Below are 22,527 nucleotides of genomic sequence, written 5' to 3' on the forward strand. Positions count from 1 at the left end.
GCGCCTGCCGCCGGCGACGGGTTCAGTGGCGGATGCCGACACCCCGGTTGAGCAGCGTCATGGCCACCGTGGCCAGCAGTGCGATGAAACCCACGATCACCAGATAGGACACCCACAAGGGAATGTCCGAGGTGCCGAGGATGCCGTCACGGAAGGCGTTGACCATGTACAGCACCGGATTGGCCATCGAAGCGTGGTGCCAGAAACTGGGGAGCAGGTCGATCGAATAGAACACGCCGCCGAGATAGGTCAGCGGCGTGAGCACGAAGGTCGGGACGATCGATATATCGTCGAAACTCTTGGCGAAAACCGCATTGATGAATCCGGCCAGCGCGAACAGCGTCGAGGTCAGCAACGCCACGCTGACGGTCACCAGCAGATTTTCCACGTGCAGATGCGTGAAGGCCAGCGATACCAGCGTCACCGAGAGGCCCACGATGAGCCCGCGCGCCACGCCGCCGAGCACGTAGCCGAGCAGGATCAGATAGTTCGGGATGGGCGATACCAGCATTTCCTCCACGTAATGTCCAAACTTGGCTCCGAAGAATGACGACACCACGTTCGAATAGGAGTTGGTGATGATGGCCATCATCACCAGGCCCGGGACGATGTACTGGATATAGCTGTAACCGTCCATTTCACCGATGCGGTGACCGATGAGCTGTCCGAAAATGATGAAATACAAGGTCGTTGTGACCACCGGCGGGACAATGGTCTGCACCCAGATGCGGCTGAAGCGCAGCACTTCCTTGACCACGATGGTCTTGAGCGCGATGTACTGACTGCTGAATTGCACGTTGATCTTCCTCAACCGGCCTTGCGCGGATGTTCGGAGGCTGCGCCTTCGCCAACCAGTGCGAGAAACAGCTCCTCCAGACGATTGCTCTTGTTGCGCATGCTGGTCACGCGCACGCCCTGTTCACCGAGATTGGCGAACAGCTCGGTCAGACCATGCTCGCGCGTGATCTCGGCCTCCAGGGTCTGGCTGTCGAGCATGCGCAGGCGGTAGCCGGTCACCTGCGGTGTCGTGTGCAGCGGAGCGGCCACATCGAGAATCACGGTTTCATGGACCATCTTGGCGAGAAGCCGCTTCATGCTGGTGTTTTCGACGATCTCGCCGTGATCGATGATGGCGATGTTGCGGCACAGGTTTTCGGCCTCTTCCAGATAATGCGTGGTCAGGATGATGGTCGTGCCCTGCGCGTTAATCTCGCGCAGGAAAGACCACATCGAGCGGCGGATCTCGATATCGACGCCGGCGGTCGGTTCGTCGAGAATCAGCAGCCGGGGCTCGTGAACCAGCGCACGCGCGATCATCAGCCGCCGTTTCTGGCCGCCGGAGAGGCTGCGCGCCATCTGGCGACGCTTTTCCCACAGGCCGAGCTGCTTGAGATAGCGTTCCGCGCGCGTGCGGGCGTTGCGGCGGTCGATACCGTAATACCCGGCCTGGTTGATCAGCACCTCTTCGACCGGCTCGAACTGGTTGAAATTGAATTCCTGAGGCACGAGGCCAATGTGGGTCTTGGCCTCGGATTTCTGCGTATCGAGGTCGCAGCCGAAAATGCTCACCTCGCCGGAGGTTTTGTTGACCAGCGAACTGATGATGCCGATCGTGGTCGACTTGCCGGCCCCGTTGGGACCGAGCAGGGCGAAGAAATCGCCTTCGTCCACGTCGAGGTCGATACCTTTGAGCGCAACGATATCCTGGCCGTATACCTTGCGTAAATTGCGGATTGATAGTGCCTTTGTCATGGAAGCGGCAATTCTCGGGGCAGGTGAAACCGAAGGGCGGGCAGTCTAACATAGACGCTTTTCGACCACAGATTCCCAAGGAGCGCGTATGGAAATGACCCTGCCCGGGCTGGTCCGGCCGACGCCCGAGAGCGGCCCGAGCGCAGCGATTCATGCGGTTGGCACGGAAGCCTACGAAGGTTGGCTGACTTCACAGACCGCCGAAACGGCAGGCTGGTTGGCCGCAAGCGGCTTCAAAGCGAAACACCGCGCCTTCAGCCTGCTGCCTGGGCGCGACGGCAGCATCGCCGTGCTGGTGACGCTCGACGACATGGACGATTACTGGGGATTGGGCGATTTGCCCTACCGCCTGCCCGAAGGCGATTACCGGCTCGAAGGCGTGGCCGGCGATACGCTGATGCGTCTGGCCACGGGATGGGGACTCGGCGCCTACCGTTTCCAGCGCTACAAATCCGCCCAGCGGGCACCCGCACGGCTGTGCGTCGAGGATACGTCCATCTTCGCGCGCGTCATGCGCACCGTGGCCGCCTGCACGCTGGTCCGGGATCTGGTGAACACGCCGGCCGAAAACATGGGACCGGCGCAACTCGCGGCAACCGCACGCGCGCTGGCCGAGGCACATGCCGCCGAGTGCAGGGTCGTCGTCGGCGATACGCTGCTCAGCCAGGGTTATCCCGCCATCCATGCGGTGGGACGCGCGAGCGTACACCCGCCGCGCCTCATCGATCTGCGCTGGGGCGAAACCGGCAACCCCGAGATCGTGCTCGTGGGCAAGGGCGTCTGCTTCGATACGGGCGGACTCGACCTGAAAAATGCCAGCGGCATGCGCCAGATGAAAAAGGACATGGGCGGCGCTGCCCACGTTCTCGGGCTGGCGCGCATGATCATGGAGGAAGGCCTACCGGTCAGGCTGCGGGTGCTCATCCCGGCAGTCGAAAACGCCGTTTCCGGCGACGCCTTCCGACCCGGCGACGTCTTGCGTACGCGCAAGGGCTTGAGCGTCGAGGTCGACAATACCGATGCCGAGGGGCGGCTGGTATTGTGCGACGCGCTGGCCGACGCGTCAGAGGGTACGCCCGCCCTGATCGTGGATTTCGCAACCCTGACCGGCGCCGCGCGCGTGGCTCTGGGCACCGAGTTGCCGGCCTTCTTCACCCATCACGACGCGCTCGCAAGCGCGTTGGCGGATGCCGGCAAGCGGGTTCAGGATCCGCTCTGGCGCCTGCCGTTGTTCGAGGACTACCGCGCCCAGCTCGACAGCGGCATCGCCGATCTGCTCAATTGCAGCACCTCGCCCTTCGGCGGCGCCATCACCGCGGCTCTGTTTCTCGATGCCTTCGTGCCGAGAACGATCGATTGGGTTCACATCGACCTGATGGCCTGGAACCAGCGCGCCCGTCCGGGACGTCCGCGTGGCGGCGAGGCCATGGGCTTGCGCGCCGTTTTCGCCTATCTCAAGTCTCGCTATGGCAACGATGATGGCTGAATCCATCGGCGGGCCGAACCGTCGACTCAGCGTGGCGCCGATGATGGACTATACGGACCGCCATGCGCGCTATCTGCTGCGGCTGATTTCCCGGCACACGCTGCTGTATACGGAAATGGTCACCAGCGCGGCGTTGCTGCACGGCGAGGTCTCACGCCTGCTTGAATACAATCGTGAAGAGCACCCGCTGGCGTTGCAGGTCGGCGGCAGCGATCCGGCCGAAATGGCCGTGGCGGCACGCCTGGCGGCGGCCTACGGCTATGACGAGATCAATATCAACGTCGGTTGCCCCAGCGACCGCGTCCAGGCCGGACGCTTCGGCGCCTGCCTGATGCGCGAGCCCGAGACCGTGGCCGAGTGCGTGGATGCCATGCGCGCCGCCGCACCGTTGCCAGTGACGGTAAAAACCCGCATCGGGGTCGATGAGCACGACAGCTACGAGAGCTTGTGCGATTTTGTCGAGCAGGTATCTGCGGCAGGCTGCAACAGCTTCACGATCCACGCTCGCAAGGCCTGGCTCAAGGGTCTGAGCCCGCGGGAAAATCGCGAAGTACCGCCGCTGGACTACGCTCGCGCCCATCGCCTCAAGCGCGACTATCCGCAACTCCAGATCGTGCTCAACGGCGGAGTGACGGACCTCGGGCAGGCCTGCGAACAGCTTCGCCACGTCGATGGCGTGATGATCGGGCGCGCCGCCTATCACAACCCCTGGCTGCTGGCCGAAGCCGATGCACGCGTTTTCGCTCGCCCCCACGCGGTCGCGCCGACGCGAAGCGAAACGCTGGCCGCCTATGCAGAATATTGCGCGCGTCAACAGGCCGGCGGCGTGCCGCTCGCACACATGACGCGGCATCTGATGGGCTTGGCGCAGGGGCTGCCGGGTGCGCGGCGGTTCCGGCGCACGCTCAGCGAAGGCGTGCGCCGCCCCCGGGCAACGGCGGCGCTCATCGACGAAGCCTGGGCGGCCGTCGGGCCGCTCGGCAGTCAATCCATGCCGGCCGGAGCAGCGGGAAAGCTGTGAACGCGCCAGTCTGGCTGCAGTTCCAGTAAGGTCAAGCTCGCCTGCTTGAAACGCATGGCGTAGACCGCGCCGGTGTCGATGAAATGCACATTGGCGGCCTGGCGCGGCTCGCTCAGCGGCGTGTGCCCGCAGACGAGCAGGTCGATGCCGGGCACGGCGGGCACCTGCTCGCCGCGCCGCACGCGACCGATGCGCGTGCGCGACCATAGCGCGTGATCGCGCACGTCCTCGTCGCGCGCCAGACACGTCAGGAACTGCGACCAACTCAGGTCGTGCGGGACGTCCGCATGCACGACGCCCACCCGCCCCCGCCGTGTTTCGATCTCGAGGGCGTAGGGGAGTGCCGCTATCGCGCGCCGGCAGCGCTCCCGGCGCGCAGCCGGCAGCATCGGCCACCATTCGCCGCCGCAACCCATGACCCAATCCGCCTCCAGTGCGGCATCGGTTTCGCTGTCGAGCAGCATCTGTTCGTGATTGCCGCGCACGGCATGCACCCAGGGCAGGGCGAGGAAGTCTCCGACCTTCGCGGATTCGGGCCCGCGGTCGATCAGGTCGCCGACGGAGATCAGGCGGTCGCAGGCAGGATCGAACGCGAGCTGCGCGAGGGCATGCTCCAGCAGCGGGAACATGCCATGCAGGTCGCCCACGCAATAATCGCGTCCGAGATCGTTGCGGGGCAGGCGTTGAAACCATTGCGCTGTCTGGGTCATCGCCATCGTTCGACTCCTTGTGGCCCTTGTTATGATGCGCGTGTGAACGACAGCGAGCTGCAATGTCATGCCGACCGACTGCGGGTGCGTCGTGCACGACTACGCTTGCCACCCTGGCGTTTTGTGCTTATGGACTGGCGCTGTGGCTATGGTACCCCGATGCGCGCCTGCCCGCGCTGCTCGTGGCGACAAGCGGTTATCTGACATTACGGTTGGCGGATCCATGGGCATATCGCCGGGCCGCGCGGCGCCTGCGCGCGGCCGGCTGAGCCGAGGGCTAGAGTGCCGTGTCGATCGTCACCGGCTCGCCGACCTGCTGGCTGAAGACCCGGCCGAGGGCAGCGGTCAGCGATTCGCCGGTGCGGTCGTTGCGCCATTCTCCGCTGGCTTCGTCCAGGCCGAAATGCGCGGGGCCCTCGGGGGAGGCCAGCCATAATTGCCGCACCGGCTCCTGACGATTGAGAATCAGCACAGCGCCGCTGTCGAAATCGATGCGCAGCACGCCGTCGATCAAATCCGCGTCGAGATCGGCGAGCGCGTCGTGATCGCTGACGTATTGCAAAAGCGTTTCCATCGCCTGCTCGGCGCGTAGCGCAAAAGAGAGTTCGGTCATGTTGTCGTCTTCGCTCGCTGGGTAGTGAAATATCAGGCCTTCGCGGGACCCTTGACGATCGCGATCACGAACAGCAACCAGGACAGGATCAGGGCACTGCCACCGAAGGGCGTGATCACCGCCAATCCGTTGAATCCGGTCAGCACGATCAGGTACAGGCTGCCGCTGAACATCGCGGTACCTGCGAACATCAGCCAGCCGGCGGCACTCAGCCAGCGGCTGCGGCCGATATGCGCAGCGCTCAAACCGATCGCGATCAAGCCGAGCGCATGGTCGATCTGGAAGCGCAGGGCAATGTTGAAAATGCGAAACAAATGGGCATCGACCTCGGCGTGGACGACGTGATCGCTGACCGCGCCCATGATGACGTACAACATGCCCAGGATCGCGCCCAGTGCGACGAAGCTTCGGTTCATTGTGAGGACTCCTGACGATTTTCGTATAGTACGGATTTGGTCCATCCAGGTGAAACGACATGCCCAGCTTTGATGTGGTCTCCGAAGTCGATCAGCACGAGCTTGCCAATGCGCTCGACCAGGCCAATCGCGAAATCGACACCCGCTACGACTTCAAGGGCGCCGATGCGCGCATCGGGCAGTCCGGCGAGAGCGGCCTGCAACTCGAGGCGCAAAGCGAATTCCAGATCGAGCAGATGATGGATATCCTGCTCAAGAAAATCGCCAAGCGCGGTATCGACGTGCGCTGCCTTGAGCGCGGCAAGCTGGCCGAAAGCGGCCGGCGCGCCACGCTCGACGTCGAGGTCAAGCAGGGTATCGACAGCGACAGCGCCAAGCGCATGGTCAAGACCGTCAAGGACAGCAAGCTCAAGGTGCAGGCCTCGATCCAGGGCGAAAAGCTGCGCGTTACCGGCAAGAGTCGGGACGATCTGCAGCAGGTCATGGCCTTGCTGCGCGGCGGTGACTGGGGACGTCCGCTGCAGTTCGAGAATCTGCGCGACTGAAGCGTCTAGGACTCGTCCTCCCCGACCATGGCATCGGGCGACCAGCCCAGCTCGCGGGCGCGCGCCATCGCCTCCCGATGGATGCGTTCGTGGCGCGCGCGAATATCCTCTGGCAGCGCGTCGGCGCGGTAATGGTACTGCGCCCACAGCTCGCTGGTCTTGTCGTACAGCATCTGCATCCGTCCGGCATCCCAGCCTGCGCAGGTTTCGGTTTCCGGCAGCAGGCCGAAGATCCAGGCGTCCTTGACGATGGCGCCGGTCGGCGTCATGCCGCCGTATTCGTCCTGGTCGATGCCGACGTAGGTGCGTTTCTGCGGGCGTCCTGACATGCTTGAGATCCTGCCTGATGAATGAATGGGAGCGATCCTACACCAATCCGCGGCGACGCTTGTATCTGCGCCTGACCGTCAAGCTGCTGTTCGCCCTCCTGCTCGCCGCCGGCCTCTACGTGATGAGCGCTTCGCTGTTCGTGGCGCACCATGCCGCCATGCCCGCTACCCGCGTCGATCTGACCGGCATTGCGCCGGGCACCCTGCGCGTCGTCGAGTGGGATCATCGGCGCATTCTGGTGCTGCACCGCACCCGGACGATGATCGCGACGCTGCGTGCTGTGCCGCGCGCGCGGCTTTACGATGCGGATTCGGCTCGGGACGGATTGCCGGCTGCGCTGCGCAACCCGCTGCGTAGCCGGCGTCCCGCGTGGTTCGTGGCCTACGACTACGGCACCACCTACGGCTGCGCGCTGACGCTCGATCCGGCGACCGCGGCCGGCGGTCTGCGCGACCGCTGCGGCGGCACGCGCTACGATACCGCCGGCCGCGTGTACGCGGGGCAGGATGCGCAGCGCAATCTGTCCATACCGCCGTACCGTTTCGAGGGTCCGGACACCCTGGTGATCGGAGAGTAAAGCCAGCGTCGCCATGCGACACGGGCATGCCCCATGCCCTCGGTCGGGTCCGCGCACAGGGTCCGTCGCACTACCGTCAGGGTGTGCCGTAGAGGTCGTATCGTGTGTTCGGACCCTCCACCTGCCGCAGCGGTGGGGAGCCGTCCAGCGGCAGTGCGCCGCGCGGACGCTTGACCACCACCCTGCGCGCGCCGCTGGACAGGGCGACGCGCAGCAGCTCGCCGGCATCGGGATCGTCGCCGACCAACTCGCGGATCACGCGCATCTCCTTCTTGACCAGCGCCGATTTCCCGCGATGGGGATACATCGGGTCGAGATAGACCACATCCGGCGCGGCGAGCCGCACCAGCGCCTCGCGCGCATCGGCGCAATGCAGACGCACGCGCGCGCGTGCCGCCGGCGGGGCCGTGCGCAGCCAGCCATCCTCGAGCAGCAAGGCCATCAACGGCGAACGCTCGATCATCGTAACCTCGCATCCGAGCTGCGCGAGCACCGCGCCGTCGCGCCCAAGACCGGCGGTTGCGTCGATCACGCGTAACGCGATGCCGGGTTTGAGGCCGACCGCCCGCGCCAGTGGCTGGCGGCGGCCGGCCTGGCGCAGACGCAGGCCGGTCGCGCCGGCCGAAAAATCCAGCCGCAACGGCGCAAAGCGCTGGGTTGCCGGCGCGTGCAGCGACCAGCCATGCGCATCCAGCCAGAGTCCGTAGCCGTCCGGCCGCGGCGCGGGCACGGGATCGACACCGAACCGCACGGCGACACGCCGCAGTTCGGTGGACTCGGCGTCCTCGGCGCCACCCACCCAGAAACCACTCGGCAGGGAAGCAGCAGCATCGGGAGGCACCAGGAGCGAGGGCGGATTCACGGCGACGGTCGTATCGAAACGCAGTGGTAAGGCACAAGGACGGCGAGGATACCGCCCCTGTGCCTCGCAAACCAGTTCGGGTATCCTTGGCGCCGCATCGAGGCGGCGAAGCTTTTGCAGCCGCCCGTCCGGGTCGCACCGGAAGAGTGGCCGAGTGGTTGAAGGCACCGGTCTTGAAAACCGGCAACGGGCAACCGTTCGTGGGTTCGAATCCCACCTCTTCCGCCATCCCCTCGTGGCGTATGACCCCGCTCGGGTCTCCTCACGTGCTGTAACGTCGCGCGAAGTTTGGCACGGTTTTGCGCGATGTTTGACACGGTTAGAGGATACATAATCAGGCGTTAAAACAGGCTCAAAAGATCGCCGTGCATCTTGGGCGCGCGATCAGCAGCCTCATTCCAAAAAAGCGCCTCGGTGGCTTCGCTGCCAGCACCACCTCCAACCGTGTATCTGATCGGTCTCGTTTCCAGGTGGAGACGTCCGAAAACACGGCGGATATCGGGGTGGTCATTGATGCTGATGACGACCATGCCCTGGGCGTTTTCGGCGAACTCCGCCATACGTTCGTAATGCGCCCATCCGAACTCGACGCCATAGCCCTCGGTCTGCCAGTAAGGCGGGTCGAGGTAGTGCAGCGTATGGGGTCGGTCGTACTTGCTCGTGACTCTTTCCCATGACAAGTGCTCGATGTAGGTCGATTGCAGGCGCAGGTGTGCCTGGCTGAGATCCTCCTCGAGGCGAAACAGATTCAGGCGTGGCGGCGAAGTCGTCGCTGTGCCGAAAGCTTGGCCATCGACCTTCCCTCCGAAGCTTAGCTTCTGCAGATAGTAGAAGCGGGCCGCTCGTTGCACATCGGTCAACGTTTCGGGTGGCGTCATCTGTTGCCATTCATAAATCTTGCGACTGGATAATGCCCACTTGAACTGCCGCACCAATTCCTCGGGATGGTGCTTGAGCACCCGATAAAGGTTGATCAGCTCGCCGTTGATGTCGTTGAGCACCTCGACATCGGCCGGTGGCTTGGCGAAATAAATCGCGCCGGCACCAGTAAAAGCTTCGACATAGCACTCATGCCTTGGCAATTTCGGCAGAATCCAGTCTGCCAGGCGTCCCTTGCCACCTATCCACGGGATAACGGGTTTGTGGTTCACGTGAGCCCTCTATTGTTGTGCTAGGCTCCCCCATGCTGCGATCGCGGCGGGGAGGCCTTGGTCGGCTCACGGTGGATAGCACACCGCGGGTTGATGGCCTGCCGGGTGCTGCAACACTCGGCAGGTCGCTTCCCTTATCCAGCTTGATCACTTGTATCCAGCTTGATCACTTGACTCGCTCGACACAGACGTAGCTGATCGATGCATCGGGATTGATCGAGTCTGCCACGCTGTTGTTGTACCAGACGTTGACGGTATCGCCGGCCCTAATACAACTCTCTGGCGCTGATCGACCGAGTAAACCGCGAATCGGCCGAAGAGACGGTACTCAAGCTGTCCGATGTTGATTCAACATTCCAGTAATATTCGTAAGCATGCGATCCTGCCGGTGGGGTGTCGATGAATGACCCCTGAAAATAAGTAAAATCTGTTTTGCTATTTGGAATTATCCAGTCTGTTTTACCTGTTGACGCGCCGTCTCGATATAGCAGCACCGCTCCATTAGCATTAATGCCCGTTTTTTGCACTACAATATTCCATGTGACCTCAACCGGGTTACCCGTCGAAACAATAGTGCACGTTAAAGTCCCGATTTTTGAGGAAGTCGTGCTGCTTGTCGTATAGGCACCACCCAGTTCGGACGCGATAACGAGATTGAGTCCACCCCGCAGCCACGCCCGCTTGTCCGTCACGCTCGTGATGCCGGTTGCGCTCGTTACCACCTCGGCCATCGGCATAAGACCCGCAGTAAATCCCGTTGTGTTGGCACTCACCGACCCCGTGTTGTCATACTCGATGTAGTTGGTCGCGCTGGCCGTCAGCGCGACGGTCCCACCCGGCACATCAATCGTGCCAGCGGCCCCGAACCGAAACCCCTGATAGCCATAGATCAGCCCGGTTGTGGTCCCGAGGTCCTGCGCGCCATCGAGCAGATCGGCCATGGAAACTGCCCCGGTGATGCTGAGCGCCCATGCGCCGGCATTGACGGTATAGCGCGCGTTTTTGTCCTTGACGAGCACCGACAGGCCGTCCGGCGCGGTGGTCGCCGACCAGGCGCCGGCGCTGTACCAGGCGATCTGTCCGGCGGTGTAGGTGGCCCAGTCCGTGCCCGTGGCGCCTGTGGGGATGATGTAGGCATCGCCATCGGCGGGGCTTGCCGGCTGCGCCGTGGTCGTCATGCTGAGCACGCGGGTCAGCAGCACTTCGAGCTGGCGCAGGGCCTCGTTGTGCGTGGGGTAGAGGGTGGCCTGGCTCTGGTCGGCTTCGGGGAGTTTGAGTATCGGTGTGGTCATGTCGGTGATCCCTAGACGGTGGCGATGGCTGCGGTACCGCGGCCGACGGCGGCGCTGCGTTGATAGACGCGGATGCTGACGGCGGTCTGCGCGGCGCCGAAATCTGCGGTCTGGTCGGCAGCAGTGTAGGTGTAGGTCGGGCTTGATAGGCTGCTAAGGGTGCGGACGACGGTGGCGCCGTTGAGGATCTCGAGGTCGTACAGCTCGCTGGTCTCGCCCAGCGGGCAGTAGTCCAATTTCCAGTTGGTCTGGTAACGCGTGCGGCGCACCCAGGTGATCGTCAGATCGCCCGAGCTTGCGCGCTTGCCCTTGAGGTGGCACGGGCTGTACGGCAACAGGCCGCGGGCGGCATAGACGAGCGCCTCTGTGTCGGCGTTACTCGAGTATGTGCCGAGCGTTGTGCCACGATAGTTGAGCGTGGCGCCGACGAGGCTGGCGCTTTCGGCCTGGCGCAGCCAGCCGGTGCCGGCGCTCGTGACGGCCGCGAAGCGCTCGAAGGCTGCATGGCTGCCCATGGCATCCTCGGTGCCGTAGAGTCCGCGCAGCAGTTTGCTCAGGGTGTAGGTGCCGTCGGCGTTGAGCGTCGCGGTCTGGTATGCGATCAGCTCGCCGCCGAGCACGGCGAGATTGCTGCCGTTGAGCACCTGCAGCTCGGTCGCGCTGGACAGCGCGCCGGCGTACAGCCGCACGGTGATGGTGGACCCGCGGTCGAATACCGTGGTGATGCCGCTGTCCGCGAGCGCAGTGGTGGCGACGCCGAGGGTGGCGGTCTGGCCGATGACGCCGATCTGCGACCAGCTCGCGCCGCCGTCTCCGCTGCGCTCGATGGCCGCGCCCGGCCAGCCCGACACCAAGCCGGCAGCGGCCATGTAGAGGCCCGGCGTCTGCGCATCGGCGTCGCGCAGCGCGGGGATATCGAGCAGCAGCAGATCCGTCGGGCCGGGGATGCTGACCGTGGTGCTCGCCGCCGGCGTGCTGCCGGTGCGGTAGCTGGTGTAATCGGCGGGCTGCTGGTCGACGCCCTCGATGGTGAGCGGGCCGGGCACCGCGCCGTCTATGCGGGTGATGCGGATCTGATAGCCGCCCCAGGCAAGCACGTCGCCCGGCTCGGCGGCAAGATAGGTGTGCGGCAGCGCGAATTTGCGCTGCGTGCGCGTGCGCCAGGCGGCGCGCAGGACGATCTCGGCGCGCTGCACGGCCTCGGTCGCATCGAGCGCGCCGGGATATTGCAGATCGATCGTCTGGCCCTCGGTCGCATCGAGGCGGCGCACGGTCTGCTGCGCGGGCTGCAGGTCGCGCGCGGGGTCCAGGTAATGCAGGTTGACCTGCCTCGGCAGCTCGGCCGCTTGCGTGCGCGTGCTGGTCAGCGTGGGGATGTCCTGCGCGGCGAAGTCGTGCGCACCGAGATCGTCCGGGTCCACGGTGATGGTCTGGGCCTGCGCGCGCGGCCGGAAGATGAGCTTGCCGCCCGACTCGATGCAGTCGACCTGATATAGCGCCAGCGCGCTCGACAGGGCATCGCGCGCGGTGCTGGGCGCTGGGCGGCTGTATCCGGTGATCGGGATGCCGGTGCACGCGGTCACGTCGATGTCGGCCGCCGTGATCTCGGGCGCTTCGAGGGCGAGCGTGGTGATGAGGTCGGCCAGGGTCAGCGCCGGGTACTGGCTGATGCCGTCCTCGGTGTAGATCTGGTAGTACTCGCCGGATGCCTTCTGGATCACGTAGACCTGCCGGGGCGCGACGACGAGCGCGACCAGCGCCGTGGTGGACGTCCACGTCGCCAGCGGCGCGGCACTCGTCCACGCCAGCGACCAGCCGCTGCCGGTCCAGTCGTACTCCTCCAGGTAGCCGGCGCCATTGACGACGGTCAGCGCGCCGTCTTGCAGGTGGCCGATCTGCCAGTTGGTCGGCAGCGTGCCGGTCCAGATTTGCTGGATGCCGATATCCCACATGTAGCCGGTATTGACGCCACCGTAATTGGTGATGCACACCGGCTCGCCGCCGGCAAGCGTGCCGATCACGATGCCGGTGCCGGCGAAACCGATCTGCCGCGCGGCATAAGCGGGCTGCCCGTCCGTGATCTGGCCGGGCGTCACGGTGCTGGCAAGGATGATCCCGCTGCCGGCCGCGCCCGCCGAAAAAAACATCGCGTTGCCGGCGATCCCCGCGAATTGAGAGCCGCCCCAGATACCCGTGTATCCGCTCGGACGCGCCAGATGCTTGACCACGCTGGGCGCGCGCGTGTCGAACACGTACAGCTCGCCGGCGGCATACACAAATCCGTAGGGCGTGCCGGTGATCGGCGCCTGATAGCTGTAGGGACCGCCCTGTATCGTGTCGAGCGGATACGGGCCGATCAGCTTGACGAGATTGCCCGACTGCACCTGCGCGGCCATGGGCAGCTCGTGGCTGTACCAGTCCATGCCCGCCAGATCGAGCAGGCCCTGGTTGACACGCCAGATACGCGGCCATGCCCAGGATGCGGTCGGGTGCAGCGCGGCCGGCAGCGCATACGGCCCCAGGGTATGCTGCACGCTGACGGCCGCGCCGCCGGGACGCGCGATCACCTCGGCCTCGATCGGCGGCAGCCGGCCGCCGTATTCCGTGACGTCCAGCTCGTGGATGACGATATAGCAGGTGCCGAGGTACGCCGGCGGCGCCGCACCCTCGTAGGCCTGGATCGTCGGGTCGGGCCCCTGGGATTCCGAGCCGCGATAGACCGTGAGCACCTGGCCCTGGGCGTTGCCCAGACCCATCACGACCACGGCCGGGTCCTGGCTGGTGGCGTCGTAGATCAGCTTTTTGGCGGCCCACACCCGCACCACGTCGGCCTCGCCCTCGCACAGCGCGACGGCAAAGCTGCGCGTGTAGCTGTATGACTGGGTTTTGGGTCCGCCGTCGCCCTTGCCGCTGCTGTCGTGGCTGTGCTCGTTGAGCGGGCCGGCCCAGATCGTCGCGCCGCCCACGCGGATGCGGCCGATCAGGCGCGGGATCGATGCGCCATAATCGGCGCCCTGAGGCGCCAGGCCCTGCAAGCGCGGACCCTGCAGCGGCGGCGCGTTGGCCGCGCCGATCTGGCCGCCGATGGCCGAGCCGATGGCATAGCCGAGCGCCACGTTGCCGCCCAAAAAAAACCCAATGGCGCCGCCGAAGATGCCGCCGATCAGCGAGCCGGTCGACTGATCGCTCATGCGCTCACTCCGGGTATCGCATACACCGCCACGCGCCGCCGAGCCCAGCGCGCGCCCTCGGCATGCTCGACGACCCGGCCGGTTTCGAGGCTGGTATGGATGATGGTCTCGCCGCCGATCAGGGCGAGGTGTTGCGGCTCGGCCATGATGCGATAGACCGCGAGCCGGCCCGGCGCCCAGGCCGTGGGCGACCCGCAGTGCCGACCGAGCAGCGGCAGCAGCAACCCTGACGGGGTGCGCGAGTAGTCCGTGCGGTCGGGCGGCGTCTCGCCGCAGGCGCGCAGGGCGCAGACGATCAGGCCGATGCAGTCGAGCCCGATGCCGGGCTGACGCGCCTGATGCACCCACGGCGTGCCGATCATGCCCCGCGCGGCGGCGATGAGGTCATCGGCGGGGATCATGCGGCATCCTCATATGACCGTTCGTCGGGTAACTTGGCTAATCTTTGATTTTTGTATTGCGATATTTGTTGATTGCTGTATACTGTAATCAAGGTTAAGGAAAACACCACGCAAGGAGAATCACTATGAACACAAACAATCAATATGCGGTCTGGAAAGATGGCGATCATTACTTTTACAACCCCAACTGCTACGCCATTAGCAATAGTGTTGGGGACGTGATCAACGGGTCTATCTGCGTGTTCATCGGGACGCTCGAAGACTGCGAAAAAGTAGTAAATGACCATCGCGTTGATCAGGGTAGCCTTGCGGATATCCTCAATTAAGGAGGCGGGACAATGAGCCGATACACAGCAACAATAAGTCATCACAGCGTCAGCAACGCCCGCCAGATCAAGATCGACGGGACACTTTTGCAGGCCAAACGCGCGGCCAGCCGTGAGTTCGGCGACGGCTTCATCGCTCATACGATCGTCATCCTGGACGAGCGCGGCGAAGTCGTTGCAGCCCGCAAGATCGGCGAAAACAGGTGGCACTGATGCGCGGCGGCGCAGGCCGCGGCCAGGGGCGAAAGCCCCTGCCGCCAGACCAGCGCCGGCAGCCGGTCCAGTTGAGACTGCCCCCCGATCTGCTCCGGTGGATCGATGCGCAGGAGGCAACACGGACGGAGATCGTCGAGCGCGCTGTGCGGGCGTTGATGGATAGCCGCTGATCATTTGCCGGAATACGCCACATCAGCCCCCGGCACCTGCGGGAAGCCGCGAAAGCGCGGCAGGTTGGCGAATTTAGTGGCGCACGTGGTGTCGGTCTTGTCGCAGCCGGCGACGGCGGTATAGGTGTCGCCCACGGCGACGGGATACGGCCACGGGTCATAGACGGCGAACACGCCGGCGGTGTAGTCCTGCACCTCGCGCTCAAGCCCTGCATTCTGCCCGCTGGTCGGCGTCACGCGCCCGCCGGTGTAGTAGCCGTCGCCCTCGGTGCGGGCGCTGTCCGTTAGGCTTGCGCTCGTGCCGGCCGTCGCGCTGCCGGTGACGGTGTAGCTGACGAGGTTGACGCCGCAGCGGGTATCGCCCAGATCGGCATCGCAGGCGGGGCCGATGGTGCGCCCGATGCGGATCTGCAGCTGCTGCGTTAGGCTCCTAAATTCGAACTTGACGAGGCCCGATGCCTCTATCGTGATGTTGCCGATGCGGCCGCTGACCAGCTCGACGGGCTCGTAGCTGCTGGCCGACCAGTCGAGCGTCCAGAGCGTGATCCGGGCGTTGTCGTAGATGCCGGCATCGATGTCGGGCTGATCGAGGCCGGTGCGCACGCCGGTGTCCATATCGGTGGTGATCACGGACATGTCGGCGCGGGCCATGGTTTGAGTGCGGGTATAGGCATCCGTGGCCGCCCAGGTGTAGCCGCCCCACTGGATATCCTCGTCGTGATCGGTCCAGCGCTCGACGACGCCATTGACCAGCGTGAGCTGCCAGATGGTGCAGAGGTTGGCGGTGCCGGCGGCCAGCGCGGCTGCGAGGGCTGCGCCGAGCGCTCTCATGCGCCGCCCTCGGGCTTGTGCGCGTCCCACCAGGCGAGCGCGATGGGCGCCGCGCAGAAGGCGACGAGCAGCAGCAGGATGCGGATGGCGGTCTTGCGCAGGCGGATCATGGGAGACACCATCCCGCGCGCCGGCCGCCGAAATAGGGATGGCCAAGGCCCGCGGCGATCAGGTCGGCTGCGAGGCTGTCGCCGCCGCGCTTGACCTCGGCGACGACGCGGCCGGCATATTTGCCGAGCTGCACGCGATCGAGCGTGATGCCGCCGCCGCGCGCGAGCCACGCCGCTGTGAACGCCCGGCCCTTGATGGCCAGCGCGCGCTCGCAGGTGTTGCGGCTGTGCAGCTCGGCGGTGTCCACGCCGTAAATGCGCACGGCAAGGCGGTAGGTGACATCCGGCCAGATGTCGATATCCATCACGACCGTGTCGCCATCGATCACCCGGACGGGTGTCGCGCGATAGGGGCCGTAGGCCTGCGCGGCGGCGGCGGGGCCGGCCAACATGACGGATAGCATCAGGATGATTTGCAGGATCACGGTCACAATCTGATCTCCACGACAGTGAGCGACGCGAGGTCGAACAGGGCATCGCCGGTATCCGGGTCCGCGACCGCGAAGGTCGCGCTGAATTGATCGGTGTCGAAACGCGCGGGCACGTGAAAGCTGCCGCTCCAGAGTATGGCCTCGCCCGGCTGCGGGTAGAGGTCGAGCGTGGGCGCGTTGAGCGAGCCGCTCGCGCTGGTGTCGAGCGCGAGGGTAATGGCGTTGGCCGTGGTGTCGCGCGCGGTGATCTTGACGGCCTGGGCGGCATAGCCGGTCAGGTTGCTGATCCAGACCAGATTATTGACGGTATAGACCGCAGCCGAGGCGACGTTGACGACGGTCGTCGCACCGGGCGTGGCCGACGCGGCGATCTCATGATGATCGGCACTGAAGGTGAGGATGCCGGTGGTGGTGTCCAGCGCGCTGTAGGCATAGGCGCTGCCGGCGCGGGTCAGCGTCGCGCCGGCATTAGGCTTGGAGATGGTGCGCTGGTAACTGCCGGCGCTGTCCTGGTAGGTCTTGACGAGCTGCGCAGTGGGCGCGCCGGTCAGCGTGAGCGCTTCGCCGGCGGCGCTGTAGTCTTGCCAGTCGAGGAAGCGGAAACCCTCGTATTGCCCGCTGCGGGCGCGGAAAAACGCGAGCAGATAGCCGATCTCGGCGCGGTTGATGCGGCGCTGCCCGATCTGCCACTTGCCGCGGCTCGCGCTCCAGCGCCGCGTGCGGTATTCGCGGCCCGAGGCGGTCGCCGTGATGATGGTGTCGTACTGCGGGCCGCCGACCGTGGCATAGTCGTAGCCGAGGTCGAGCAGGATCTCCGCGAAGGGCGCGCCGCTCACGAATTCCGCCTCAGACCGTGGGTCAGCGCGGCGCCGAGGTCCGCGGCGATCTGCCCGTGTGAGCGTTTAAAGCTGGCCACGTCCGGCGAGTGCACGGTCATGTTGACGACGACCGGCTGGCTGGCCGCGCCCTGCGCGAGGTGCTTGCGGCTGAGCACCATCTCGCCGCGCTGCAGGATGGCCGGCACCTCATCGGCCGCGAGGCCGGGGAAGCCGCCGTTGTGGAATCTCGGCGCGGCCGCGAACGCCATCGCAGGGACGGCCGCGCTGCGGCCGCCGGTGCCGACGACGCCGCCCTCGTGAAAATATTTAGCCGCCCATGAGCCCAGCGTGCCCACCCAGCCGCCGAGGCCGCCGCCGCTGCCGAAATTGGCGCCGAACAGCTTGCTGGCGATCTGCGCCGCCGCCGCCTGCGCGGCCATGCGCTGCAAGGTCTGCGCGAAGGCTTGCTCAAGCCCCTTTAAACCCTGTTTGAAGGGGTTGGTCAGAAAGTTGGCCAGGTCGGACTGGATGCCGCGCGCCGCGCCCACGAAAAACTGGTTCAGCGATGAGCTGGTCTTCTTGGCAGCGTCGGATGCAGCCTTGAGCTGCTTGGTGACCTTGTCGACGGCCATCTGATATTGCGCGGCGCTGAGATCCCCGGCCTGATATTCGAGCGTGATCTGGTGCAGCTCGCGCTGATATTTCAGCGTCGGATCGAGCATGTCCTTGACGCGTTGTGCATCGTCGGCGAGTTGCTTGGCATGGCGCTTGGCCTGCGCCTCGGCTTGTTTCTCTGCCTCGGCCTTCTTTTTTGCCGCGTCGGCGACGGCTTTGAGCTTATCGATCTGATCAAGCAGCACGCGGGCCTCGGCGATCTGTGCCGATGTCGCCCCTTCGGTGCGCAATTTGTAGAGCATCACCTCGCGCGACGTCTGGCCATAGGTTGCCGACTGCATTCGCAGTGAGTCGATGATGGCGTTGATCGACTTGAGCTGCTCGGGTGTCTGCATCGATGTGATGCTGTCGAGAATGCTCTTGCTGACGAATTGGTTGAGCTGATCTAGCTGCTGCGCGGTACCGACTGCATCCTTACCTGCCTGGTGCAGCGGCGAATTGCCGGACGAAGCAGGGCCGGTTGGCTTTGAGTAGTCGTGAAGTTCGCGCTGTGCCTGCGCGAGCTGCTTTTGCAGGGACGCCAGCTTGGCCTTTAGCTGGTCGGAGTTCTTACGCCATTCGGGCATCTGTTGCCCGAACATTGCCGCCATGGCCGATTTTTTCCATGCCGGCGCGTTGATGGTGTCCTGCAGACGTTGAATCTCGGTTTTGAGCCGGGAGATTCGTACGCGCAATTGATGCGGGTAGGAGGCGTCGAAACCCTTCATCTTGGCAACCAAAACACCGAGGTCAGAGCTGAAACGCCCGACCAGAGCAAGCGCCTTCACCATGTAGTCAATGAAGCGCCCAAATCCACCAATCAGATTATTCAGGCCTTGCTGGATGGCAGGGTCATTCAGCTCATGATTCAGCGTTTGGATCGATTGCGTAAGGGACTCGACGAAGCCGGACGGCTGTGTCTCCAGCTCGAAGATGGTGGTATGCAGACGGTTGAGTTCGGCATTCAATGAATGCGATGCGCTAACGGCTTCCGGGCCGTATTTTTCGCGCAGCAGTGCGGTGAATTCTTCGAAGAATTGCTTGGCCGGAACTCCGCCATGCTGAAGCATGTCGTTCAGATTTCCACCCATGCGCTGAACGGCTTCGCTGACCAGCTCGAACGTACCGGGCAGGTGCTGCGCGATCGCACGGAAGTCCTGCATCTGCAGCCTGCCGAGACTCATGCCCTGTTCGAGCTGGATGAGCAATCCGGACACGTCCTCGGCCGGCGTGTGGAGCACGGTGAAGGTATCTGCCAGGCCGATGAAACCCTGGTGAAATTGTTCCTGCGTCAGACCGGCGCTGTAGGCGCTGACCGCCAGGCGCGCGTAAGACTGCGCGGTCAACTGGAGAGCAAGCCCGAGCCGTTTGCTGGTCTCGCCGACGAACGCCATCTCTTGGCTAGCCCCAGCAGCTGATCCCGTGACATTCTCAAAGGTGTAATGGATGCGCTGCGCCGCGACGTTAGCCTCGACCAGGCCGCCCGTGAATCGAGTGATGAGATCGCCTGCGTAATAGAGCAGGAACGAATCGCGCAGATCCCGAAACGCACGCGCCGCCATGGACGCCCCGTGCGCGGCCTGCTCGGTGGATTTGTTGAGCTGCTTCATGCCGGCGCTGGCCGTGACGCCAGATTCACCTGTGCGTTTGACCTCGCCGGTGATTTTCTCAAGCTGGCCGACGGCCTGCTGGATATCGGCGCGGATTCGGATCAGCAAATTCATGTCAGTGGACATGTGCTAGGCTCCGATGGGGTTTGTTCAGACCGAGGGGAGTGGGAATGGCCATCATCAGTTGCCCGGAATGCGGGCACCAGGTATCTGACAAAGCGGCATCGTGCCCTTCATGCGGTACGCCGTTGGCAGCCGCGGCAACATCTGCCCGCGTCATCGAACAAACGGGCAAAGGATTGAAGGCACAGCAGCTGCTGTCGATCTTGCTGCTGCTTGTTGGCGTGGTGTTTGCGATCGCGGCCTCCAGTGGTGGTGGATCAAGTTCAGGAGGCATCGGATTGGGCGGCATCATGATCATGATCGGCTTCCTGTGGTATGCCGTGGTCCGCTTCCGAATCTGGTGGCATCACCGTTAATCGGTATTGCGCAATTTATCGACCCACTTCGTGAACCCATCTCCGCCAGCAAACGCGGCAGCGACTTCTTCGGCCCTGTCGGCGCGATCGCGCTGTTTCGCCTTGAGCGCCTTGCGGTAGAACAGCTGCATCTGGCGCCGGGTCATTGCATCGACATCCGAGCGCCGATGACCGCGAGCGATCAGGGCGTCGTAGATGTCTCCGAGGCTGGGGCCTTTCGGTCGCCTGGCGTAGACCCGGCGCCGGCCGTCTGCTGTTCGGCTTTCCTGAACGCCTGGCGCAGCACCAGGCGGCGCGTGAAAAAACGCGCGTTGACGCCCCAGAACAGCCAAAGCAGATCCAGACCGTCACTGTCCGACAGCGCGTCGATCCACTCGACCGGGCGATCGCAGGCGGCCGCCATGAGCTGCACCATCTGATCGGGATGCGCGTACAGCGCGTCGTTCAGCGCCTGCATGGATGGGCCTGCTTCCTTCTCTACCTCCGCACCCATGCTGTCGATGATGGGCTGAGCAATGGGTGCCAGCCGCATGCCTTCCTTGAAACCGAACTCGCGCACCGTGACGATCTCGCCCCCGATCTCGATCTGCCGATCGGGGAACAAGATCTCGGCCTCGTTGTCCGACGCCTGGGTCTCCTGAGTCTTGTCGGTCATTCAGCCCCCTTAACCGATGGCCGTGACGCGACCGTACTGGCCGAGGATCGGGTCGACCGGGCGCGCGGAAGCGAACAGCGCGCCACCCTTGAGCTTGGGCGCCATATAAGTATCCGAGATCGCGCCCATGTTGCTGGCCGGCTCGAAGACGCAGCGGTAGAACTCGATCAGCTGCGGCTTGCCGCCCGCGGCCGAATTCACCGCCTCGAGACGCACCCAGACCTCGGCCGGAACGCTCATCATCATCCCGACGTCAGTCGACACGCCGTAGCTGTAGGAAGCCTTGAGGGGAGCGGTGAGCGTCGTGGGGTCGGCAAGCAACTGGAACGACCCGTGTACGTCGTTCTCGGTATAGTCGGTGCCGGCCACGAGTGTCTTCGGCGTGCCGGCCGAGTCCGTGATCACCAGGGCGCTGACATTCGGATTGTCCAGGCGATAGATCGCGTTCTGCTTGAGGGTGCCGTTGATCGTCTCGGACGAGACGCTGCCCGCGACCTTGGCGGTGGAGACGCCCCACAGATATCGGGCGATGTCATCGGGCAGCCACGACTCGTAGTCCAGCTCCAGATCGACCTTGAGGCCGTGGTAAAAACGGTTGTCCTCGCGCGACAGGCCCGACTTGTGCTCCTGCTTGCTGACGACCGATGCCGACGGCGAGAACAGGCAGCCGCTGGCATCGCCCGTTTCCTCGAATTCCAGCGGATTGCCATTGGCATCCAGGCCGGCAACCAGAATCGGCCCCTGGCCGCGGAAGTACTGTTCGGTGAGCATGGATTAACCCTCCTGCTTGCCGGTCTGAGTGGTCGGCGCCGGCGTCGGCGCGGCGGGTTTCTGATCGGCCGGCAGCGGCTGCGCGGGCTTGCCGATCCCCTGCGCCTCGAGCCAGCGCGCCTCGGGCAGCGTGGCCTGGATCGTGGCGCCCTTGGGTACCAAGACGCCGGCGTGTTTGTGGTTCTCGATGGCGATGGTCACGTCGAACTGTTTCTGTTTCGGCTGATCAGGGGGCATCAGGTGTCTACCTCAAGCGTGAATGCGAGCGGGAAATAGGCGAAGCCGGTCGTGTACTTGGGCTTCGGAGGTGTAGCGCGGCGCAGATGCCGCGGGAAATCGGCCGAGAGCTGAACGCCCTGGAGCGCCTTGATGACGGCGTTCATGATCGGGCCGGCGTCCTCGCGTGCACCTTCGCCCTCGCGGATCTTCTTGACGTTGCGCACGGCGATCACGACGAGCCACTGCTGGTAAACGACCTGCGGAGATCCGTAGGTGCCCCGCATATCGGACGCAGACGGTACCGACTCGCCGTTGTAGATCACATGCAATGCCGGCGTGATCTGCTGGTTCTCCTGTACCGTGGCGAGATCCCCGGCCGTCAAAATAGTGCGGACATTGGCGATCTTGGCCGCTTGCAGGAGCGCCACGATCTGCGTCTCGGCATCGAGGTAAGTGGCGGCGAAGGACATCAGTAGTCCTTGAGCGTGTCATAGGTGAACACCCGCGCCGGAGGATTCGGAGGCGTGACGGCGTCGGCCGGCTGCGCACCGACGGCGTCGACGCCGAGCTGGATCACGCCATTGGCGACCTGGGTCAGCCATTGCGTGTTCGCCTTGTAGCGATTGGCCACCTCAGTCGGCGCCTCGAACGTGTAGAGCCGATATCGGGCGATATCGGCACACACGCGGTTGAGAACGGGAGGCACCGTCGAGAGGGGGAGCGTGTAACGACCACCGAGGTAGCTGTCGATCTCGTTGCCGGCGTCGGCAATCGCATCGTCCAGCACGGTCGTGTCGATCGCTCCGGTGTTGTTCCGGTCGGTGAGCTGCAGCAGCTCATCGTTGCCGAAGCGATCGATCATGTCCTGTTCGGTGGTGTAGGTCACAGGC

The 22,527-nt window shown here is 64.4% G+C and carries 27 protein-coding genes and 1 tRNA gene; 6 read left to right on the top strand and 22 right to left on the bottom strand.

The window, feature by feature from the left end:
- Positions 1–22 precede the first annotated feature (22 nt).
- Together THPRO_RS02445 and THPRO_RS02450 are read right to left on the bottom strand one after the other, a co-directional pair.
- Positions 23–796 carry an ABC transporter permease gene (locus THPRO_RS02445; protein WP_038086821.1) on the bottom strand — a complete coding sequence of 258 codons (774 nt, stop codon included), beginning with the start codon at positions 794–796 and terminating at the stop codon, positions 23–25.
- Between the two features lie 11 nt (positions 797–807).
- On the bottom strand, positions 808–1,752 hold the full coding sequence (locus THPRO_RS02450; RefSeq protein ID WP_038086407.1) for an ABC transporter ATP-binding protein: 945 nt from the start codon (positions 1,750–1,752) through the stop codon (positions 808–810).
- Between the two features lie 88 nt (positions 1,753–1,840).
- Here THPRO_RS02450 and THPRO_RS02455 point away from each other — a divergent pair, with 88 nt between their 5' ends.
- Positions 1,841–3,238, top strand: a complete 1,398-nt coding sequence (locus THPRO_RS02455) for a leucyl aminopeptidase family protein (RefSeq protein WP_236717232.1) — start codon at positions 1,841–1,843, stop codon at positions 3,236–3,238.
- Positions 3,231–4,259: a tRNA dihydrouridine(20/20a) synthase DusA gene (dusA, locus tag THPRO_RS02460; RefSeq protein ID WP_065089158.1), complete on the top strand. Its 1,029-nt coding sequence runs from the start codon at positions 3,231–3,233 to the stop codon at positions 4,257–4,259. Before THPRO_RS02455 ends, dusA begins: the two co-directional genes overlap by 8 nt.
- Here dusA and THPRO_RS02465 read toward each other — a convergent pair.
- The 3 genes from THPRO_RS02465 to THPRO_RS02475 all read right to left on the bottom strand — a co-directional run bounded on the left by THPRO_RS02465 (position 4,223) and on the right by THPRO_RS02475 (position 5,998).
- Positions 4,223–4,975: a metallophosphoesterase gene (locus THPRO_RS02465; RefSeq protein ID WP_052063964.1), complete on the bottom strand. Its 753-nt coding sequence runs from the start codon at positions 4,973–4,975 to the stop codon at positions 4,223–4,225. The genes dusA and THPRO_RS02465 overlap by 37 nt on opposite strands.
- Positions 4,976–5,246: 271 nt before the next feature.
- The gene (cyaY, locus tag THPRO_RS02470) at positions 5,247–5,582 is read right to left on the bottom strand and encodes an iron donor protein CyaY (RefSeq protein ID WP_038086411.1); all 336 of its coding nucleotides are present in this window, start codon (positions 5,580–5,582) and stop codon (positions 5,247–5,249) included.
- A 32-nt stretch (positions 5,583–5,614) separates the two neighbouring features.
- Positions 5,615–5,998, bottom strand: a complete 384-nt coding sequence (locus THPRO_RS02475) for a DUF423 domain-containing protein (RefSeq protein ID WP_065089159.1) — start codon at positions 5,996–5,998, stop codon at positions 5,615–5,617.
- A 59-nt stretch (positions 5,999–6,057) separates the two neighbouring features.
- Here THPRO_RS02475 and THPRO_RS02480 point away from each other — a divergent pair, with 59 nt between their 5' ends.
- Positions 6,058–6,543 carry a YajQ family cyclic di-GMP-binding protein gene (locus THPRO_RS02480; RefSeq protein WP_038086415.1) on the top strand — a complete coding sequence of 162 codons (486 nt, stop codon included), beginning with the start codon at positions 6,058–6,060 and terminating at the stop codon, positions 6,541–6,543.
- A gap of 5 nt (positions 6,544–6,548) precedes the next feature.
- Here THPRO_RS02480 and THPRO_RS02485 read toward each other — a convergent pair whose 3' ends face one another.
- Entirely contained in the window at positions 6,549–6,872 is a 324-nt protein-coding gene (locus THPRO_RS02485; protein WP_038086419.1) for a hypothetical protein, read from the bottom strand.
- 17 nt (positions 6,873–6,889) lie between these two features.
- Between THPRO_RS02485 and THPRO_RS02490 the strand changes: the two genes are divergently transcribed.
- A complete protein-coding gene (locus THPRO_RS02490) occupies positions 6,890–7,450 on the top strand; it encodes a Rieske (2Fe-2S) protein (protein WP_052063966.1) in 561 nt (186 codons plus the stop codon).
- A 76-nt stretch (positions 7,451–7,526) separates the two neighbouring features.
- Here the strand turns inward: THPRO_RS02490 and THPRO_RS02495 are convergent, their stop codons facing one another.
- The gene (locus THPRO_RS02495) at positions 7,527–8,312 is read right to left on the bottom strand and encodes a class I SAM-dependent methyltransferase (protein WP_161489919.1); all 786 of its coding nucleotides are present in this window, start codon (positions 8,310–8,312) and stop codon (positions 7,527–7,529) included.
- A 140-nt stretch (positions 8,313–8,452) separates the two neighbouring features.
- Between THPRO_RS02495 and THPRO_RS02500 the strand changes: the two genes are divergently transcribed.
- Positions 8,453–8,540 (top strand) — tRNA-Ser (locus tag THPRO_RS02500).
- 113 nt (positions 8,541–8,653) lie between these two features.
- Here the strand turns inward: THPRO_RS02500 and THPRO_RS02505 are convergent.
- From THPRO_RS02505 to THPRO_RS02550, 9 genes are all read right to left on the bottom strand, one after another.
- Positions 8,654–9,463 carry a DNA adenine methylase gene (locus THPRO_RS02505; RefSeq protein WP_038086421.1) on the bottom strand — a complete coding sequence of 270 codons (810 nt, stop codon included), beginning with the start codon at positions 9,461–9,463 and terminating at the stop codon, positions 8,654–8,656.
- Positions 9,464–9,729: 266 nt separating this feature from the next.
- Positions 9,730–10,755, bottom strand: coding sequence for a DUF2793 domain-containing protein (locus THPRO_RS02510; protein ID WP_065089160.1), 1,026 nt, complete (start codon positions 10,753–10,755; stop codon positions 9,730–9,732).
- Positions 10,756–10,766: 11 nt separating this feature from the next.
- On the bottom strand, positions 10,767–13,946 hold the full coding sequence (locus THPRO_RS02515; RefSeq protein ID WP_065089161.1) for a phage tail protein: 3,180 nt from the start codon (positions 13,944–13,946) through the stop codon (positions 10,767–10,769).
- Positions 13,943–14,347, bottom strand: a complete 405-nt coding sequence (locus THPRO_RS02520) for a C40 family peptidase (RefSeq protein WP_038086428.1) — start codon at positions 14,345–14,347, stop codon at positions 13,943–13,945. The genes THPRO_RS02515 and THPRO_RS02520 overlap by 4 nt, the downstream gene beginning before the upstream one ends.
- Entirely contained in the window at positions 14,344–14,814 is a 471-nt protein-coding gene (locus tag THPRO_RS16570; protein ID WP_145930667.1) for a hypothetical protein, read from the bottom strand. Before THPRO_RS16570 ends, THPRO_RS02520 begins: the two co-directional genes overlap by 4 nt.
- A 245-nt stretch (positions 14,815–15,059) precedes the next feature.
- Complete coding sequence (locus THPRO_RS02535) at positions 15,060–15,890, bottom strand: DUF2163 domain-containing protein (protein WP_052063969.1); 831 nt, start codon at positions 15,888–15,890, stop codon at positions 15,060–15,062.
- Positions 15,891–15,996: 106 nt separating this feature from the next.
- Positions 15,997–16,431 (bottom strand): thermonuclease family protein, encoded by a 435-nt coding sequence (locus tag THPRO_RS02540; protein ID WP_052063970.1) that lies wholly within the window; start codon positions 16,429–16,431, stop codon positions 15,997–15,999.
- Positions 16,428–17,267, bottom strand: a complete 840-nt coding sequence (locus THPRO_RS02545; RefSeq protein WP_065089162.1) for a DUF2460 domain-containing protein — start codon at positions 17,265–17,267, stop codon at positions 16,428–16,430. Before THPRO_RS02545 ends, THPRO_RS02540 begins: the two co-directional genes overlap by 4 nt.
- On the bottom strand, positions 17,264–19,639 hold the full coding sequence (locus tag THPRO_RS02550; protein ID WP_082954381.1) for a tape measure protein: 2,376 nt from the start codon (positions 19,637–19,639) through the stop codon (positions 17,264–17,266). The genes THPRO_RS02545 and THPRO_RS02550 overlap by 4 nt, the downstream gene beginning before the upstream one ends.
- A gap of 44 nt (positions 19,640–19,683) precedes the next feature.
- Here THPRO_RS02550 and THPRO_RS16185 point away from each other — a divergent pair, with 44 nt between their 5' ends.
- On the top strand, positions 19,684–19,992 hold the full coding sequence (locus THPRO_RS16185; RefSeq protein ID WP_082954382.1) for a zinc-ribbon domain-containing protein: 309 nt from the start codon (positions 19,684–19,686) through the stop codon (positions 19,990–19,992).
- On the opposite strand, the gene THPRO_RS16925 is transcribed toward THPRO_RS16185, so the two are convergent.
- The 6 genes from THPRO_RS16925 to THPRO_RS02580 are packed head-to-tail and all read right to left on the bottom strand — an operon-like array spanning position 19,989 to position 22,523.
- Entirely contained in the window at positions 19,989–20,138 is a 150-nt protein-coding gene (locus THPRO_RS16925) for a hypothetical protein (RefSeq protein ID WP_161489920.1), read from the bottom strand. The two genes, THPRO_RS16185 and THPRO_RS16925, sit on opposite strands and share 4 nt — an antisense overlap.
- A 35-nt stretch (positions 20,139–20,173) precedes the next feature.
- Complete coding sequence (locus THPRO_RS02560; protein ID WP_065089163.1) at positions 20,174–20,647, bottom strand: DUF6631 family protein; 474 nt, start codon at positions 20,645–20,647, stop codon at positions 20,174–20,176.
- A gap of 9 nt (positions 20,648–20,656) precedes the next feature.
- Entirely contained in the window at positions 20,657–21,418 is a 762-nt protein-coding gene (locus THPRO_RS02565) for a phage tail tube protein (RefSeq protein WP_052063974.1), read from the bottom strand.
- Positions 21,419–21,421: 3 nt separating this feature from the next.
- Positions 21,422–21,655: a DUF7210 family protein gene (locus tag THPRO_RS02570; protein ID WP_038086436.1), complete on the bottom strand. Its 234-nt coding sequence runs from the start codon at positions 21,653–21,655 to the stop codon at positions 21,422–21,424.
- Positions 21,655–22,107, bottom strand: a complete 453-nt coding sequence (locus THPRO_RS02575) for a phage tail terminator protein (protein ID WP_038086439.1) — start codon at positions 22,105–22,107, stop codon at positions 21,655–21,657. The genes THPRO_RS02570 and THPRO_RS02575 overlap by 1 nt, the downstream gene beginning before the upstream one ends.
- Positions 22,107–22,523 (bottom strand): gp436 family protein, encoded by a 417-nt coding sequence (locus THPRO_RS02580; RefSeq protein ID WP_065089164.1) that lies wholly within the window; start codon positions 22,521–22,523, stop codon positions 22,107–22,109. Before THPRO_RS02580 ends, THPRO_RS02575 begins: the two co-directional genes overlap by 1 nt.
- Between the last annotated feature and the right edge of the window lie 4 nt (positions 22,524–22,527).

It is taken from the genome of Acidihalobacter prosperus (genome assembly GCF_000754095.2).
GTDB classification, from domain to species: Bacteria; Pseudomonadota; Gammaproteobacteria; order DSM-5130; family Acidihalobacteraceae; genus Acidihalobacter; species Acidihalobacter prosperus.